Origin of the sequence: Xaviernesmea oryzae, from assembly GCF_900109605.1 — a bacterium.
Taxonomy (GTDB): Bacteria; Pseudomonadota; Alphaproteobacteria; order Rhizobiales; family Rhizobiaceae; genus Xaviernesmea; species Xaviernesmea oryzae.
This window is the reverse complement of sequence record NZ_FOAM01000018.1, coordinates 67,894-83,386: the sequence shown is the minus strand read 5'-3', so window position 1 is coordinate 83,386 and position 15,493 is coordinate 67,894. Positions and strand designations below refer to the sequence as shown.

13 protein-coding genes are annotated in these 15,493 nt (G+C 64.8%); 7 read left to right on the top strand and 6 right to left on the bottom strand.

Annotation, left to right across the window (positions count from 1 at the left end; all coding sequences use genetic code 11):
• Positions 1–16 precede the first annotated feature (16 nt).
• The 6 genes from BMX61_RS19755 (at position 17) to BMX61_RS19730 (ending at position 4,971) form a co-directional block, all read left to right on the top strand.
• Complete coding sequence (locus BMX61_RS19755) at positions 17–457, top strand: thiol-disulfide oxidoreductase DCC family protein (protein WP_075629905.1); 441 nt, start codon at positions 17–19, stop codon at positions 455–457.
• Complete coding sequence (locus BMX61_RS19750; protein ID WP_075629665.1) at positions 454–1,044, top strand: DUF4166 domain-containing protein; 591 nt, start codon at positions 454–456, stop codon at positions 1,042–1,044. Before BMX61_RS19755 ends, BMX61_RS19750 begins: the two co-directional genes overlap by 4 nt.
• Before the next feature lie 101 nt (positions 1,045–1,145).
• Positions 1,146–1,841 (top strand): GntR family transcriptional regulator, encoded by a 696-nt coding sequence (locus BMX61_RS19745; protein ID WP_075629664.1) that lies wholly within the window; start codon positions 1,146–1,148, stop codon positions 1,839–1,841.
• A 316-nt stretch (positions 1,842–2,157) separates the two neighbouring features.
• A complete protein-coding gene (locus BMX61_RS19740) occupies positions 2,158–3,273 on the top strand; it encodes an aminotransferase class V-fold PLP-dependent enzyme (protein ID WP_075629663.1) in 1,116 nt (371 codons plus the stop codon).
• A gap of 88 nt (positions 3,274–3,361) precedes the next feature.
• Positions 3,362–4,150 carry an ABC transporter substrate-binding protein gene (locus tag BMX61_RS19735; protein ID WP_075629662.1) on the top strand — a complete coding sequence of 263 codons (789 nt, stop codon included), beginning with the start codon at positions 3,362–3,364 and terminating at the stop codon, positions 4,148–4,150.
• A gap of 143 nt (positions 4,151–4,293) precedes the next feature.
• Positions 4,294–4,971: an amino acid ABC transporter permease gene (locus tag BMX61_RS19730; RefSeq protein WP_075629661.1), complete on the top strand. Its 678-nt coding sequence runs from the start codon at positions 4,294–4,296 to the stop codon at positions 4,969–4,971.
• A 24-nt stretch (positions 4,972–4,995) separates the two neighbouring features.
• On the opposite strand, the gene eutC is transcribed toward BMX61_RS19730, so the two are convergent.
• Positions 4,996–5,754, bottom strand: coding sequence for an ethanolamine ammonia-lyase subunit EutC (gene eutC / locus BMX61_RS19725; protein ID WP_075629660.1), 759 nt, complete (start codon positions 5,752–5,754; stop codon positions 4,996–4,998).
• Positions 5,754–7,175, bottom strand: coding sequence for an ethanolamine ammonia-lyase subunit EutB (locus tag BMX61_RS19720; protein WP_075629659.1), 1,422 nt, complete (start codon positions 7,173–7,175; stop codon positions 5,754–5,756). Before BMX61_RS19720 ends, eutC begins: the two co-directional genes overlap by 1 nt.
• Before the next feature lie 445 nt (positions 7,176–7,620).
• On the opposite strand from BMX61_RS19720, the gene BMX61_RS19715 reads away from it, so the two are divergent.
• Positions 7,621–8,703 (top strand): ROK family transcriptional regulator, encoded by a 1,083-nt coding sequence (locus BMX61_RS19715; RefSeq protein WP_075629658.1) that lies wholly within the window; start codon positions 7,621–7,623, stop codon positions 8,701–8,703.
• A gap of 74 nt (positions 8,704–8,777) precedes the next feature.
• Here BMX61_RS19715 and BMX61_RS19710 read toward each other — a convergent pair whose 3' ends face one another.
• From BMX61_RS19710 to BMX61_RS19695, 4 genes are all read right to left on the bottom strand, one after another.
• Positions 8,778–10,019 (bottom strand): ROK family transcriptional regulator, encoded by a 1,242-nt coding sequence (locus BMX61_RS19710; protein WP_075629657.1) that lies wholly within the window; start codon positions 10,017–10,019, stop codon positions 8,778–8,780.
• Between the two features lie 401 nt (positions 10,020–10,420).
• Complete coding sequence (locus tag BMX61_RS19705) at positions 10,421–13,441, bottom strand: alpha-mannosidase (RefSeq protein WP_075629656.1); 3,021 nt, start codon at positions 13,439–13,441, stop codon at positions 10,421–10,423.
• Positions 13,442–13,595: 154 nt separating this feature from the next.
• Positions 13,596–14,438: a carbohydrate ABC transporter permease gene (locus BMX61_RS19700; protein WP_075629655.1), complete on the bottom strand. Its 843-nt coding sequence runs from the start codon at positions 14,436–14,438 to the stop codon at positions 13,596–13,598.
• Complete coding sequence (locus BMX61_RS19695) at positions 14,435–15,376, bottom strand: carbohydrate ABC transporter permease (RefSeq protein WP_083639648.1); 942 nt, start codon at positions 15,374–15,376, stop codon at positions 14,435–14,437. The genes BMX61_RS19700 and BMX61_RS19695 overlap by 4 nt, the downstream gene beginning before the upstream one ends.
• Between the last annotated feature and the right edge of the window lie 117 nt (positions 15,377–15,493).

The following is a 15,493-nucleotide window of genomic DNA, read 5'->3' as shown; positions in this document are numbered from 1 at the left end:
TTAAGGCATGTCCATCATGGCACCAGAGCGCCAGGATCTTCAATCGGAGCAGCGCCCCGAGACGGCGGGACCGATCGTTCTTTTCGATGCGGAGTGCGTACTGTGCTCCGCCAATGCCCGCTTCATTCTGGAGCATGACCGGCGCGGCCATTTTCGGCTGGCATCCATGCAGAGCGCGGCCGGGCAGAGGCTCTATCGCGCGAATGACATGGACCCTGCGGACCCGACCAGCATGATCGTCGTCGATGGCGCCAAGCTCCGCCGTGACAGCGATGCTGCGTTAAGTATCTACGAAGGCCTCGGCTATCCCTGGCGGCTGATGGGCCTTTTCAGGCTGGTGCCCCGACCAGTGCGCGATGCCGGCTATCGCCTGATTGCCCGGAATCGGTATCGCCTGTTCGGCAAGCGGGACAGCTGCTGGGTGGCACCGGCCATCTATCGGGACCGCATTCTGTGACAGCGCCGCCCGTCGCCGTCTCGCGTGCCTCACTCTATCGGCAGGTCATGGGTTCTGCCGCTTTCGATGTCCTGCCGCCCGCAGTCAGGGCCTTTCATACAGGCGATGGCGTGCGCCGATGGACGGGGCATGCCGAAGTCCGTCGCGGGAGCGGGCCGCTAGCGCGGTTTGTTTGCACGATTTTCGGCTTTCCGGCCACGGGTTCTACCGTGCCGACACGGCTGACGCTCTCGTCTGAAGATCGGGGAGAGCGATGGGTGCGCGATTTCGGCGGCGCGATCCTGGCCTCTCGGCAGTGGGCCGGGCAGGGACTGGAGCAGGGCCTGCTGCTCGAACGATTCGGCCCCGCCTGCTTCGCCACGGCGCTCATACCCGAGAATGACAGGCTGCGGGTGATCCCGCGCCGCTGGTTTCTGTTTGGCTGCCCCATGCCATGCGCCTTGCTGCCCTCGGGTGAAGGCGTCGAGCGGGATGTCGGCGGCCGCTTCTCCTTCGACATCACCATTGGCCTGCCGGTCATCGGTCTCGTGGTCGCCTATCGCGGCATACTCGAAGCGGTGCAGGCCTCACGCGAAAATTGCATGTGATCCGTTTAAAAGCAGTTTGATCAAATGATCCATGCTTGTTCTTTCTGCCATCACATTGTAGGACGAGGAGACGTGAGCAGTCTGCAACCTGGGAGTTCGACGTGACGCGCGATGATGGCCTTGGTCCGGTATCGGGCCGCGTAACGGTTCAGGATGCCATCTATCTCAAATTGCGCGATGCCCTGCTGATCGGCCGGTTCGATCCCGGCCAGGTGCTGACCATGGCCTCGCTTGCCCAAGGGTTCGAAACGAGTTTGATGCCGGTGCGCGAGGCTTTGCGCCGGCTGGCGGCCGAAAATGCGCTGGAAATTGCGCGCAACGGCTCGGCCAGAGTGCCGCCGGTCAATCTCGCCCGCCTCTCCGATCTCATGCGCGCCCGCGTCGCGGTGGAGGGCCTCGCGGCCGAGCTTGCAGCGCAGCAGGCCAGCGCGGACAATCTGGCCGCGCTCAAGGCCAACATCGCCGTGCATGAGGCCGCAGCGGCTGGCGGGTCTGTTGGCGATATGCTGGATGCCAACCGTGCCTTCCACTTCCTTCTTTACCGCGCGGCCGGTTCGGACGTGTTGTTTCAACTGATCGACACGCTCTGGCTGCGGCTTGGCCCCTACATGCGGCTGCTCTCCGTGCATGTCGAGCCGCTGATGCGCGAGGCTGAGCCACAGGCCTATACCCGCCATCATCATCGAATCCTGGCCGCACTGACTGAGCGGGACGCTGGCCGTGCGCGCGAGGCGCTGGTGGCTGACATCAGGGGCACCGAGGACATTCTGCGGAAGATCATCGCCACCTCGACCTGACGCGATCGGCTGGTTGTCGCTGCGCCTCTAAGTTATTGTTTTGAAATCGCTCTTGAGCGCTATGGCGGCGCTGCCGTTCGTCCAGATATGCGCGTTGCAGACCGGTGGCATCGTCAACGCGCCGGCGTTATGCCCAACGTCGCGTGAAATCCCTTCCTCATCGCATCTGCGGCTTCATGATCGCCTCAACGCGCCGTCATTTGTTCCACACCCGTTCCTTCATATGCCCCCTTCGGGTTTTCATCTGGACAAAGACTGCGACAATTGACGACGCCTCCAAGTTATGATCTTTTGATCAAAATATTTGAGGCCTGAAATGTCCGGTTATTTTCTCTATCACTCCATCGGCACCTTTCCCGGCAAGGCGGCACGCATGTCGGAAGCGCTTGCCAGCTTTTCCGCCCTCTGGTCGGCCGAGGATGATGGACAATGGCCAGCAGCGCTTGGGCTGCGGCAGCGCTTCATCGATCTTTGGCGCGGCTTGATCGACGCGCCGGAAGGCACGCTGACCACGGCCGAAAACGTCACGACCGCACTTTATAGCCTGATTGGCGGGCTTCCGGATGGCATGCTGCGTGGCAAGCGCCTTCTCGTCGCCGCCGACTGCTTTCCAAGCCTGCATTTCCTGCTGGCCGGGCTGCAGAGCCGCTTCGGCTTCACACTGGATACCGTTCCCCTGCGTCCCGGCGAGATGTGGGTGCGCGACGAGGATATGCTGGAGCGCTGGGGCTCGGATGTCGGTCTGGCACTGCTAACGCTCGTGTCGTCCACCACCTCGCACAGGATCGATGCAGCACGGCTGGCCGCGCATGGCAGGGCCGTCGGTTCGCTCGTCGTGGTCGATATCACGCAGGCGGTCGGTGTTGCGCCCTTTTCGCTGAAGGACGTGGACGCCGATGTGGTGATCTCGACCTCGCTGAAATGGCTGTGCGGTGCGTCGGGCGCCGGTATCCTCCAGGTCCGTCCCGATCTGATCGGCCAGTGCCAGCCGGAGCTGCGCGGTTGGTTCAGCCAGGACAATCCCTTCTCATGGGATCTCGACCGCTTTGCTTATGCCGGCGACGCCAGGCGCTTTGACCATGGAACGCCGTCGGTGCTCGCCGCTATCGCCTCCATCCCCGGGCTTGAATGGGCCATCGAACGGGGTGTCGAGACGATTTCGGCAGAAAACCGGGCGCTTGCCCACGCCATTCTGGCAGGCGCGGATGCGCTCGGCTGGACGATCCTGTCGCCGCGTGCGGATGGCGAGCGCGGTGGCAGCGTCATGCTCCGGCTGCCCGAGCAGCTTCAGCCGGCCGCCGCCATCGCCAACCTGCGCCAGCAAGGACTCTTCTGCGATGCGCGCGGCAGCACGCTTCGGCTTTCCCCGGGCGCGGTCACGGCGCCGGAGGCTATCGACAGGCTGTTTGCCGCCTTGCGCGGCCTTCAATGACTTATCCGTGCCACGTTCTCCAGAGCCTGTTTCGGCAGAGCGGCGGCGCGAACCTGACAAACGACCAACGAAAAGAAAGAGGGAAACCATGATCACCAAACGCACACTTTTCGCGCTGCTGGCCCTGACGCTCTCGGCACCGGCCGCATTTTCGCAGGACAGCATCACCGTTGGTGCCTATGCCGCCAATCCGCCTTGGGAGTTCCAGAACGAGCAGGGCACGTTCGAAGGCTATGAGATCGACGTTGCCACCGAGGCCGCCAAGCGCGCCGGCAAGAGCGTGACGTTCCAGCCGCTTGGCTTCCAGGCGCTCTTCGCCGCGACATCCTCGGGCCGTATCGATTTCGCCGTCTCGTCGATCTCGGTGACCGACGAGCGCCTGAAGACCCAGTCCTTCACGCAGCCCTATTACGACAGCGACGGCACCATTGTCGGCAAGGCCAATTCGAGCGTGAAATCGCTCGATGATCTCAAGGGCAAGGTGATCGGCGTCATCGCCGCCACCACCGGCGAAGCCTGGGCCAAGGAAAATGCCGAGAAGCTGGGCCTCAGCGACGTCAAGAGCTATTCGCAGCAGCAGGAATTGCTGCTCGACGTGCAGAACGGCCGCATCGAAGGCGGAGCCGGCGAGCTGGCCGGCTTCCAATACGCCATTCAGAAAATTCCGGCGCTGAAGATCCTCGTGCGCATTCCTACCGGCGAACGTTTCGCGATGATGGCCAAGAAGAACCATCCGCTGCTGCCCGAGATCAACGATGCGATCTCCAAGATGAAGGCGGACGGCACGCTGGCGGCGATCCACAAGAAGTGGTTCGGCGTGGAGCCGGATGCAGGCACCAGCACTGTGGTGTCCATGCCGCTGCCCGCGGCCAAGTAAGACGCGGGTTTATCGGCGCAGCGATACCGCGTCCGTTATGACGCTTGAGCCGCGCGGATCGAGACAGCAGTCTTTTCTGCGGGCCGCTTGCGGCCCTCAGACCTTGTCAGGCTGCTGGCAAGCCCGTCACTTCAGGAATGGCCATGGACGTGATCGACATCTTCTTCAATTGGGACGTGCTCGTGCGGTCCTTTCCCATCCTTCTGCGCGGGTTGGGAAACACGCTGCTGCTCGGCGTGGCCTCGATCGTCTTCGGCAGCGTCTTCGGCCTTCTGCTCTGTTTTGCCCGGCTTTATGGCCCCAAGCCGATCCAATATCTGGCCATCGCCTATATCGACGTGTTCCGCGCCCTGCCGATCCTGGTGGTGCTGATCCTGATCTATTACGCGCTGCCCTTTGTCGGCCTGTCCTTCTCCTCCTTCACCTCGGCAACGCTCGCGCTTTCCATGGTGCTGGCCGCCTTCACGGCCGAAGTCTGCCGCGCCGGGATCGAGACCGTGGCCAAGGGCCAGTTCGAGGCGGCGGCCAGTCTCGGCCTCTCTTTCTGGCAGACCATGCGCATGGTCGTGCTGCCGCAGGCGGTCCGGGTGATGATCCCGCCGCTGACCTCCAACTGCATTTCCACCTTCAAGGATACGGCGCTGGCCTCGGTCGTCGCCATGCCCGACCTCTTGAAGCAGGCAAACGATACGCAGGCACTGATGGCCAATCCGACGCCGCTGATCGGCGCCGCCATTCTCTATTTTCTGCTGCTCTGGCCGCTGGTGCGATTGGTTGGCTACCTGGAAAAGCGCAGCGCCCAGGCCCGCCTCGGCCACTGACAGCCCTGTCGCGCCGCCGTGTGGTCAACCGTGGTCGAGCATCGGCCTTCCCTGCTCGGCCGCCAGCATCTCGCCGGGCGCCGCCTCTTTCAGGCCCACCCCGGTGAGTTTCAGCCGCAGCGCCTCGCGGATCAGCCAGGTGAGCTTGTCGGCCGCCGCGGCTGGCGACAGGCCATGGGCATGGATGTTGGAGACGCAGTTGCGCGCACTATCGCGCGTGCCGGGCTTCGGAGCGAAGGTCAGATAGGCGCCGAGCGAATCGGCCGAGGAGAGCCCCGGCCGCTCGCCGATCAGCACCAGAACGAGACCGGCGCCCATCCGCGCGCCAATCTCGTCGCCAATCGCCACGCGGCCCTGTTCGGCCAGCACGATCGGTCCGAGCGCGAGATCCGGCAGCAGGCTCTTCAGTCTCGTGACCACCTCCGCCGCAAAATGTTCGACCGCAACGGAAGAGAGCCCGTCGGCCACCACGATCACCAGATCGAAGGGCCCTTCCGGCAGCGTTTCGGTCGCCGGGCTCAGGCTTCGACCAAGGTCCGGGCGGCGCAGATAGGTGGCGCGGTCGACGGCGCCGCTTTTGACGCCCAGGCTCTCCAGGGGCGCCAGCGCGGAGGCCACAGCATCGAAATTCACCCGTCCATGCACGGCATCGCGCGCCTTTGCATGGGCCATCTGAAAGGCCAGCAGCGCTTCGGTCGGCAGTCCGTCGCCGGCGCGGCCCAGCGCCACGCGGGCGCGTGTGAGGCGGCGTAGCCGCTCGAAGGGATCGGTGGGTGTGCTCATCACAGCGTTCCTCCCTGCAGCAGCCGCGCGACGGGTGCGGCCTCCGGCGCCAGCGGCGGCAGCCTGCCAGCTGCATCCATCAGGCTCATCTTCACCAGCCAGTCCTCGAACTCCGGCGCCGGCCGCCGGCCGAGCAGATGGCGCACGCGCACGATGTCATGATGCGACAGGCTCTGATAGTTGAGCATGATGTCGTCAGCGCCGGGCACGCCGATCATGAAGGTGACGCCGGCCGCGCCGAGCAGCAGCGCCAGATTGTCCATGTCGTCCTGATCGGCTTCGGCATGATTGGTGTAGCAGACGTCGCATCCCATGGGCACGCCGAGCAGCTTGGCGCAGAAATGGTCTTCGAGCCCGGCGCGGGTGATTTCCTTGGCGTCATAGAGATATTCCGGCCCGATGAAGCCGACGACGGTGTTGACGAGCAGCGGATCGAAGGCGCGGGCGACCGCATAGGCGCGTGCCTCCACCGTCTGCTGGTCGACGCCGTGATGGGCGTCCGCGGAGAGAGCCGCGCCCTGTCCGGTCTCGAAATACATGACATTTTGCCCGACGGTGCCGCGCTTTAACGACAAGGCCGCCTCCTGCGCCTCCTTCAGCAGCGCCAGCGTCACGCCGAAGCCCTGGTTCGCGGCCTCGGTGCCGGCAATCGACTGGAACACCAGATCGAGCGGCGCGCCACGCTCGATCGCCTCGATCGACGTCGTGACATGCGAGAGCACGCAGGACTGGGTGGGAATGTCGAAGCGCTGGCGCAGATCGTCCAGCATCACGAAAAGCCGGATGCAGGCCTCGACATTGTCGGTGGCCGGGTTGATGCCAATCACCGCATCGCCCATGCCGAAGAGCAGCCCGTCGAGCGTGGCGGCGGCGATCGCCAGCGGATCGTCGGTCGGATGGTTCGGCTGCAGCCGGGCCGAGAGCCGGCCTTCAAGGCCGATGGTCGAGCGGAAGCCGGTAACCACACGGGTCTTGGCGGCGATCTGGATCAGGTCGCCATTGCGGCAGAGCTTGGAGACGGCGGCGACCATCTCCGGCGTCAGGCCGGGGGCAAGACGGGCAAGCGTCGTCGTGTCGGCTTCCCAAGAGAGCAGCCATTCGCGAAATTCGCCCACCGTCATCGAGGCGACAGGCGCGAAGGCCGTGGCATCGTGGCTGTCCTGGATCAGGCGGGTCACCTCATCGGTCTCATAGGGCACCAGCGGCTCTTCGAGAAAGCGCTTCAGCGGCAGATCGGCCAGCGCGTAACGCGCGGCTACCCGCCGGGCCTCGCTGGAGGCGGCGAGGCCGGCCAGCTCGTCGCCGGAGCGGCGCGGCGAAGCGCAGGCCATCAGCGTCTTCAGGTCATCGAACCGATGCGTCTCATCGCCCACGCGCGCGTGAAAGCCCGCCGCACTTTCAGAGGCCTGTGCCTTGTTCATCACCGCACGATCCCTTCGCCCAAATTTTGATCCAGATTGACGACTGCCTTATATTAAGGCTGTAGCGTGGTTCGGCGTGCCGCGAAAGCAAAATGCGCGCTTTCTTACCATGGGAAGTGACGGCAGCGCGCGATCCTCGGGCTGTCTCGCGCGGGCGGCGCTTTGTTGGCTCGTAACGCCACAAAGTTGCGCGCAGATGACATGCCAGCGTTTTCAAAGCCGCCTGTTCGGGCTATCATTTCTAGTGCCGGCATTCGCTGCGTCACGATCGCCCGTCTTCGCAACCGATACGCTTCAAGGCCCGATCCATGCTGTCGCAGCCCGGCACAGGGCAGCAGGCTGGCGGATCGGCGATCTCCACGAGTTGTACATCGAGAACAGGCCACGAGAGCGTGGCGCGCGGCACGATTGCCGAACCGGAGGGATGGTGGCAGGGCAGGAACGGATGAGAGCGGGACGGAGGCTATCGCGCGCGGAACCGCGCGAGCGCGCGGCGGCGGAAAAGGACGGGACCGGCATCAGTCCCGGCGATATTGCCGACCATAATTCGCGTGCGGCCTTGGCGCTGATCCGGGCCAATGGCGCCATGACGCGCCAGGAACTGTCCGCCCATCTCGGCCTCACCGAACCCGCCGTCACCGGCATCATGAAGCGCCTTGTCGGCCAAGGCTTGGTTTTCGAACGCAAGCGCCTGGATGCGGGTCGCTATACGCCGGCGGAATTCGCGCTGAAGCCGGATGGCGCCCATGCGCTCGGGGTCAGCCTGCAGCCCGACGGGGCCGACCTGCTGCTGCTCGATCTCGGCGGCGCGGTAACGGCGCGCCAGTGTTGGCGCACAGGTGACGGGGAGGACGCGCTCGCCGAGGCGTTGGAGACTCTGATGGCCGAAAGCGCCACCCTGCCGCTCGGCTTGGGCATTGCGCTGGCACCCGATTGCGGCGTGGACCTGCCCGTCGTTGCGACCATGGTGCCGGATCTGCCGATTTTTTCCATGCCTGATACCGAGGCTGCCGTGAATTCCGAGCGTCTGTTCGGCCTTGGCGAGCCGGAGGGCGGCTTGGTCGTGGTGCTGATCGACCGCAATGTGCGCGCCGGCCTGTTCATTGGCGGCAAGGTCTTTCGTGGCATGCACGGGCGCGCCGGCCAGATCGGCGCCATGCGGCCGGGGCGCGACCATCCGAGCCTGGACGAAGTGGCAGGACTTGCGGCCTATCAGGCAGCTGCCGCCAAGGGCGAAGAGGCCGTATCGGCCTGGATCGAGCTCGCGGCCATGAGGCTGCTCGATGCCATCGTCGCGATCTCGGGTTTCGTCTCGCCCGGGGCGGTGCTGGTGGGAGGGGCGCTGCCCGATGCCGTGCTCGACAGGCTCATTGCGCATATGGGCCATGATCGCGAACGCCAGGAAGCCTATTTCGTCCCCGCCTCCTGGATACCGCCGATCCGGCGAACGACGCTGCCGTCGGGCGGCCCGGCGCTGGGCGCGGCCTGCGCACCCTTCATGGAGCGGCTTCTGCCAAAGACCACATAGGCGGCGCAGGCGGTGCCTTGGCAACAGCGGGGCCTGTTCTCTGACTGCGGGAGAACGGCGCGAAAGGCCGCGATCTACTGGGGATGCGATGTAGCGGAGGGATTGTGGCCCGTTCTTGCCAGCGGCACGCGCACCTGCTGCGCCGCTTCGGCCGATGGCAGGCCAAGCCGGTGGGCCAGCGGCATGGCGGCTGCGCCAAGGGCGGCAGCGTCTTCGGAGCTTGCGGCGCGATGCAGCGTCAGGCTCGGGCGCCCCTGGCGGGCCATCTCCTCATTGACGTAGAACAGCAGCTCGTCGATCAGAAGTACCGGCAGGCGACCGCCGATTACCACGCCATCGGGATCGACGATCATGCCAATATTCAAGATGGCTTCCGCGAGCTGCAGGCTGACGCGTCGCAGCCAGGCGCTGACCAGTGTGCGCGGCGCGCCGCTCAGCGCCATGAGCTCGGCCGGGGTGGAAACCTCCACGCCATGCTGCTTCAGGTGATCGTAGAGGATGAAGAGCGAGACCATATCGCCCAGCGGCCGGCTCTCGCCGGCAAGCGGACCCTCGTCCAGCACCACGGGCAGCCAGCCGATTTCGCCGCCAAGACCGCTGGCGCCCTTATGGCGCATCCCGTCGATCACAAGGCTTCCGCCAAGGCAGGCATTGACGAGGATGTAGAAAAAGCTGCGGATCTGCGTGCCTACGCCATATTCGATTTCGCCGAGCGCGGCCGCATTGGCATCATTGTCGATGAAAACAGGATGCGGGGTGATCTTTTCCAGCGCGGCGCGCACGTCGAAGCCGCTCCAGCGGCCATAGGCGGCCGGGCGGCCGATGACCGGCACCTCGCCCAGCCAGTCGGGAATGGCAAGTCCGATGCCGGCGAGCCGCGACTCGCGGATCACCCCGCGCCGCAGAAAGCCTGACAGCGCATCTTCCATCAGCACCGCGAATTTTTCCGGCATGAGGAAGCGCGCCTCGTGATGCAGGCGTCCACGCACCGTGCCGGTGGCATCCACGGCAATGATGGTGAGATGGTCTCGGTCGATATTGGCGCCGATCGCATAAAGGCCGTCCGGATCGATCTCCAGCTCGATGGCCGGCTGGCCGCGAAGCCCCCGGCGCCGCCGCGCCTCCATCACCAGACCCTCATCCAGCAGCCGGTCGACGATGCGGGCGACCGCCTGCTTCGTCAGGCGCGACTGGCGGGCAAGCTCGGTGCGCGAGATCGGTGCGCCTCGATGGATGGCGGCAAGGATGGTGGAGCGGTTCTGTGCCGCTGCCTGCTCGCCATTCGAACCCGCCAGGGTCGCGACAGAGATTTCCATGTTGCGACAGTCAGCCTCGCTTGTAGTGAGGGCCGCACGCGCGACGTGTCCTCAAATTTGCGCATGTCGCGGGAGGCGCGGGGGCTAGATCATGATGATAGACGACCCGTTCCAGCTTAAATCTGAATCATGGTCCATATCAAACAGTCAGAGCGGGTTGGCGAAAAACCGAAAACGCTTTTCGCCATCCCTCTACAGGTCCGTGCAGCGCGCAAGAGCTGCACGGATGCGCGAACAATCTTCCAAAACAACAGATCGGCGCGGAAAGCAATCAAAACCGCCTCCCGCCTAGCGTCAGCAGGAGATCCCCGGCTTTGTCAGGGGATATTTACGGGCGCGGCTGTCGCGCCTGCCCATGAAATGCTCCGGCCGGCAAGCCAGCCGGAGCACCCCCTGCGACTTCATGCCTTCGAGAAGCGCCAGCTTTTGACCTCGAATGGCATGAGCCCCGTCGCAGATGTGTCGTCCATGGGCTCTTCAAGAATGCTGACGACGCCGTTGTTTGCCCAACCCTCGGGGAGCGACAGGGATAGATCGCCGCGCGCGCCAGCCGGCTCGTAAACGCGCAGGATCATGTCCTCGCCATCTTCGCTCGGCTTCAGGCCAGAGAAGCCGACTACCACGCCTTCGGCCTTGAGCGGCTGCCAGGCGCCGGTCGCAACGCCCGAGACGGGACGGGCGATCAGCGGCTGGTTCAGCTCTTCGGCTTCCTCGCGCACGCCACCCTCATACCAGGTGCCGGCATGGGGCATCAGCGCATAGGTGAAGGCCTGATAGCCTTCGTCGCAGAGCGGATCGGGATAGACGGGACCGCGCACCAGCGAAAGGCCGAGCACATTGCCGCGCATGCTGTGGCCGTATTTGGCATCGTTGAGCAGAGCGACGCCGAAGCCGGGCTCCGACAGATCGACGAAACGGTGCGCCGGCGCCTCGAACATGGCCTCTTCCCAGGAATTGGAAGAGCCGGTCGGACGCTGGACGACGCCATAGGCGCATTCGCAGGTCGCATGCTTGCTCTTGACCGCGAGTTCGCTGATCGAACGCAGGAGCACGCGGCGCTCGTGCCAGTCGATCTCCGTGTGGATATCCACACGCTTGGCATTGGCCGTCAGGCTCAAGGTCTGGACGATGCGTGAGTGACGCCAGACGCGGGCGATGCGGATGGCGGCGCGGTGCGGGCCATTTTCCACCAGCTCGATCGACTCGATGGCGGTGATCTCCTCGCCGCGGGCCACATAGTCGTCCTCGACGTCCCAGGCGTCCCAGTTGCGCGGCTTGTCGGCGGTATAGGCCATCAGCCGGTTGCCACGGCCTTCGATGGCCTCGCGGCCGGTCGGCTTGTGGATCAGGCTCGCGATCGTGCCGTCCTCGGCCAGTGTCACCTTGATGGTGTCGTTTTCCAGGCTGCGGGCGGTGGCGGAGAGGCCCGATTTCGGCGCCAGCGCCGACTTCGGCAGAACGGCGATGCCGAGCGGCGCAATCCTGCCTTCGGCGGCGACGACGCCCTCTTCCAGATGCAGGCGGATCGGGCGTTCCGACAGCGTCGGGTTGACGACGAGAACCGCACCTTCTTCGCCCTTCGGCAGAAGCGGAGCCAGCGCATCGAGTGCTGCGTTCTGGGCGGCCTTGGCGTCTGCGATCGACTGGTTCAGCTCGTTGGCGGCGTCGACATAGACCTCGGCGATCGAGGAGCCCGGCAGGATGTCGTGGAACTCGTTCTTCAGCACCACGCGCCATTCGGCTTCCATCGAGCGCGGACGCTCCGCACCCATGAAATGGGCGAGACCGGACAGCGTCTCGGCGACGATCAGCCCGCGCTCGGCCTGGCGATGCAGGCGCTTGACGGCGCTCTGGCTCGTCAGCGTCGCGCGGTGCAGTTCGAGATAGATCTCGCCCTGCCAGACATGCATGGCGGTCGCGCTGGCCGTTTCATGCGCATGCTCGAAGAAGTCGTGAACGCGGGTCCAGCGGGCCTCGGGGATCGCCGGGAAGACGCGCAGCTGCTCTTCGCGCACGATCATTTCGGGCGAGGGGCCGCCGCCGCCATCGCCATAGCCGACGCACAGCAGTGTCGTGTCGTGGCGGTCCTTCTGGCGGAAGTTCTTCCAGGTCGGCACGATGCAATCCGGGCGGACGAAACCGTTATAGCCTTCCATCGGATTGTCGAAGCTGTGCGCCAGCACGCGGCTGCCGTCGAGGCCTTCCCACCAGAACAGGTCGGAGGGCACGCGGTTGGTTTCAGACCAGTTGACCTTGATCGTGAAGAAGCTCTTCATGCCGCCCTGGACGAGCAGCTGCGGCAGCGCGCCGGAGAAGCCGAAGCAATCCGGCAGCCAGCAGACCGTGTGGCGATGGCCGAAGGTCTTTTCGAAGAAGCGCTGGCCATAGAGCACCTGGCGCGCCAGGCTTTCGCCCGTTGGCATATTGGTGTCGGGCTCGATCCAGAGACCGCCGACAGTTTCCCACTGGCCGGACGCGGCGCGCTCGCGGATGCGCTCCAGAAGCGCCGGGTCGTCCTCGGCGATCTGGGCGTAATAATGCGCGGTCGACTGGTTGAAGCGGAAATCGGTCGAGGTTTCCATCAGCGACAAAGCGGTGTGGAAGGTGCGGCGCATCTTGCGGCGCGTCTCGTCGTAAGGCCACAGCCAGCACAGGTCGATATGCGCATGGCCGGTCAGCGCCACCTTGCCCTGCGGGGGGAAGCGCTTCTGCAAGGTTTCGAGCCGCGCCATCAGCGCGTCGTAAGCGGCAACCACGCTTGCGCGCTGGGCGTCGTCGAGACCTTCGGGCGCGGTCTTCAGCTCGGGCAGGCGCCAGATCTTCTGCTGCATGACAGCGGGCGCGGTGCGGGCGATATAGTCAGCGGTGGTCGACGGCCAGTCGAGCGAGCGCAGCGCGATCTCGGCGGCTTCGAGCATATAGGGAACGGCTTCATGGCCGGCGAGCACGCTGACGGCTTCCGAGATCTGGCGGAGCAGGATCCAGAGCTTTTCGACCGGCCCGTCGATCCAGAGCAGCTCGGCGCGCTCCAGGAAGGGCTTGCGCACCGGCTCGCCGAAGGGCAGGCGGGCGACCGTGTCGGAGGTCACCTTGAAGCGGCGCGAGGGCGGGGTGAATTCGCGGTGATAGGGGTCGAGGCCGTAGCTTTTCGCCGCGCCGTCTTCTGCAGTGATGGTGATCAGGCTTTCGCCGCCCAGATGCAGGAACAGGCGGACCTCGTCTAGCGGCCAGCCCTCGGGCACGGTGACCTCGCCGGAAAAGTGCTGCACGCCGTCCTTCTGCGGCCAGTCGGCGCCGATTGCCAGCGGCGCGCCGTTGAACGTCCATCCATCGACGACCGCCGTCTTGCGCGCCCGCCAGAATTCCAGTTCGGCCATGCGCACCTGAAGGCGCTCGAGGCGTTGGGCGTTGGTGAGTGTCATGAGAAAATTCCTGGTCTTGATCGTGTTTGGGAAGGCCCGCGCGGGCAGGCCGATGCCTGCCGCGAGAGCCTGAAGGTCAGCCCGGCACGTCGGGGCGCCGGAGGTGCGGCGCCCGATCCTCAGGCGCCGCTCGGATTCAACGATGTGTGCCGGATCAGCCCTTCACCGCGCCTGCCGTCATCGCGCCAAGGATCAGGCGCTGCAGCGAGAGGAAGGCGATGATGGCGGGAACGACGGACACGAGGCAGGCGGCCGCCAGAAGCTGGATCGACGTGTCGTTCTGCGTGCCGGCATATTGGAAGATGCCGACGGCGATCGGAGTCAGCGCCTCCTTCTGGATCAGAAGGAAGGGCACGAGAAACTGCGACCAGCCGGTGATGACGGCAATGATGAAGGCCGAGGCGATACCCGGCATCGACAGCGGCAGGATCACCCGAAAGAAGGCGGTGAACCGGTTGCAGCCATCGATCATCGCCGCTTCATCGAGCGTCTTGGGAATGCCGTCCATCGAGCCCTTGAGGATCCAGGTGACCATCGGCACGGCCAGCGCGATATAGACCATGGTCGCGCCGAAATGCGTGTCGGTCAGCCCGATCGCCGCCATGTAGCGATAGAGTGGCACCATGATGACGAGCGGCGAGATCATCTGCACCGACAGGAGCGCCATCATCCAGGCGCCCTTGCCCTTGAACTCGAAGCGGGAGAAGGCGTAGGCCGCGGGCAGCGCCACGATCAGGCATCCAATCGCCGAGAGGCAGGAGAGCTTCAGCGCATTGACGAGATAGCCGAGGAACTTGTCCGACTGCAGGATCTGCGCGAAGTTTTCGAGCGTCGGGTTCTTCGGAATGAAGCGGCTGACGCCGAGGAAGACCTCGCGTCGTGTGCGTAGCGCCAGCGACAGGAGCCAGAGCAGCGGCCAGGCGAAGAAGGTAAAGATCACCAGCATGGCCAGATAGGTCAGCGCGTCGCCGATGCGGTCGCGGTGGGCGGCATTCATGATTTCGCTTCCTTCGGCAGGAACAGGGCATAAACGATGGCGAGCCCGAGACTGATGACCAGCATCAGGATCGACAGGACGGCGCCGACCGAGAGGTCGTAGTTCCGGAACACGGCGTTGAAGGTGTAGAGCGACAGAACTTCGGTGGAGCGGCCTGGGCCGCCGCCCGTCAGCGAGATGATCGCGTCGAAGGTGTTGAGCGTCTGGATGGTGATCAGGATCATATTGACCAGGATCGCCGAGCGCAGTTGCGGCAGGGTGACGTAGAACAGCCGCTGGCGCGCCGTTGCACCGTCAACGGCGGCGGCCTCGTAGAGCACGGGATCGATCGCCTTCAGCGCTGCATACATGACGACCATCGAGAAGGCCGTGCCGCGCCAGACATTGGACAGCACCACCGACCACATGACGATATGCGGATCGGACAGCCATTGCACCGGCGAGCCGCCGAGCATTCGCAAGATGCTGTTGAGACCGCCAAATGGCGCCTCGTTGAACAGCATCTTCCAGATGATGCCGCCGGCGATGCCCGGCACCACCCAGGCGATCAGCGCCGTGGTGCGCACGATCGTCGTGCCGAAGAGCTTGCGGTCTTCCCCGCGCACCACGACCAGCGCGATGACAAGGCCGAGCGCCTGCTGCGCAATGACGCTCGCGCCCGTAAAGACAACGGTGACCCAGAGGATCTGGCCGAGCTCAGGGCGCGACAGGGTGTTGATCAGGGTCGAGAGCGTATAGCTGCCGTCATTGTCCAGCAGCGTGGCGCGCATGAAGGCAAGACGGAACACGTCGAAGACGGGATAAAGATAGAAGATCCCGAGGACCAGGATCAACGGCAGGAGCCAGGGCGCGACGCGCGGCGTCTCGTTGACGGCGCTGCGGCCGCCAAGCGCTGTCACCGCGCCTGCGGCGCCGGACCCGGCACTGGGATTGAGCATCGACATGATCGTTCAAGCCTTGAGGCAATGTCGAGAGAGCGGCGGGCCGCCTAGCCGGCATTGCGTTTGATAACAACAGCATGCGCCCGGCCGCATCAGGCGGCCGGACCGGGAATG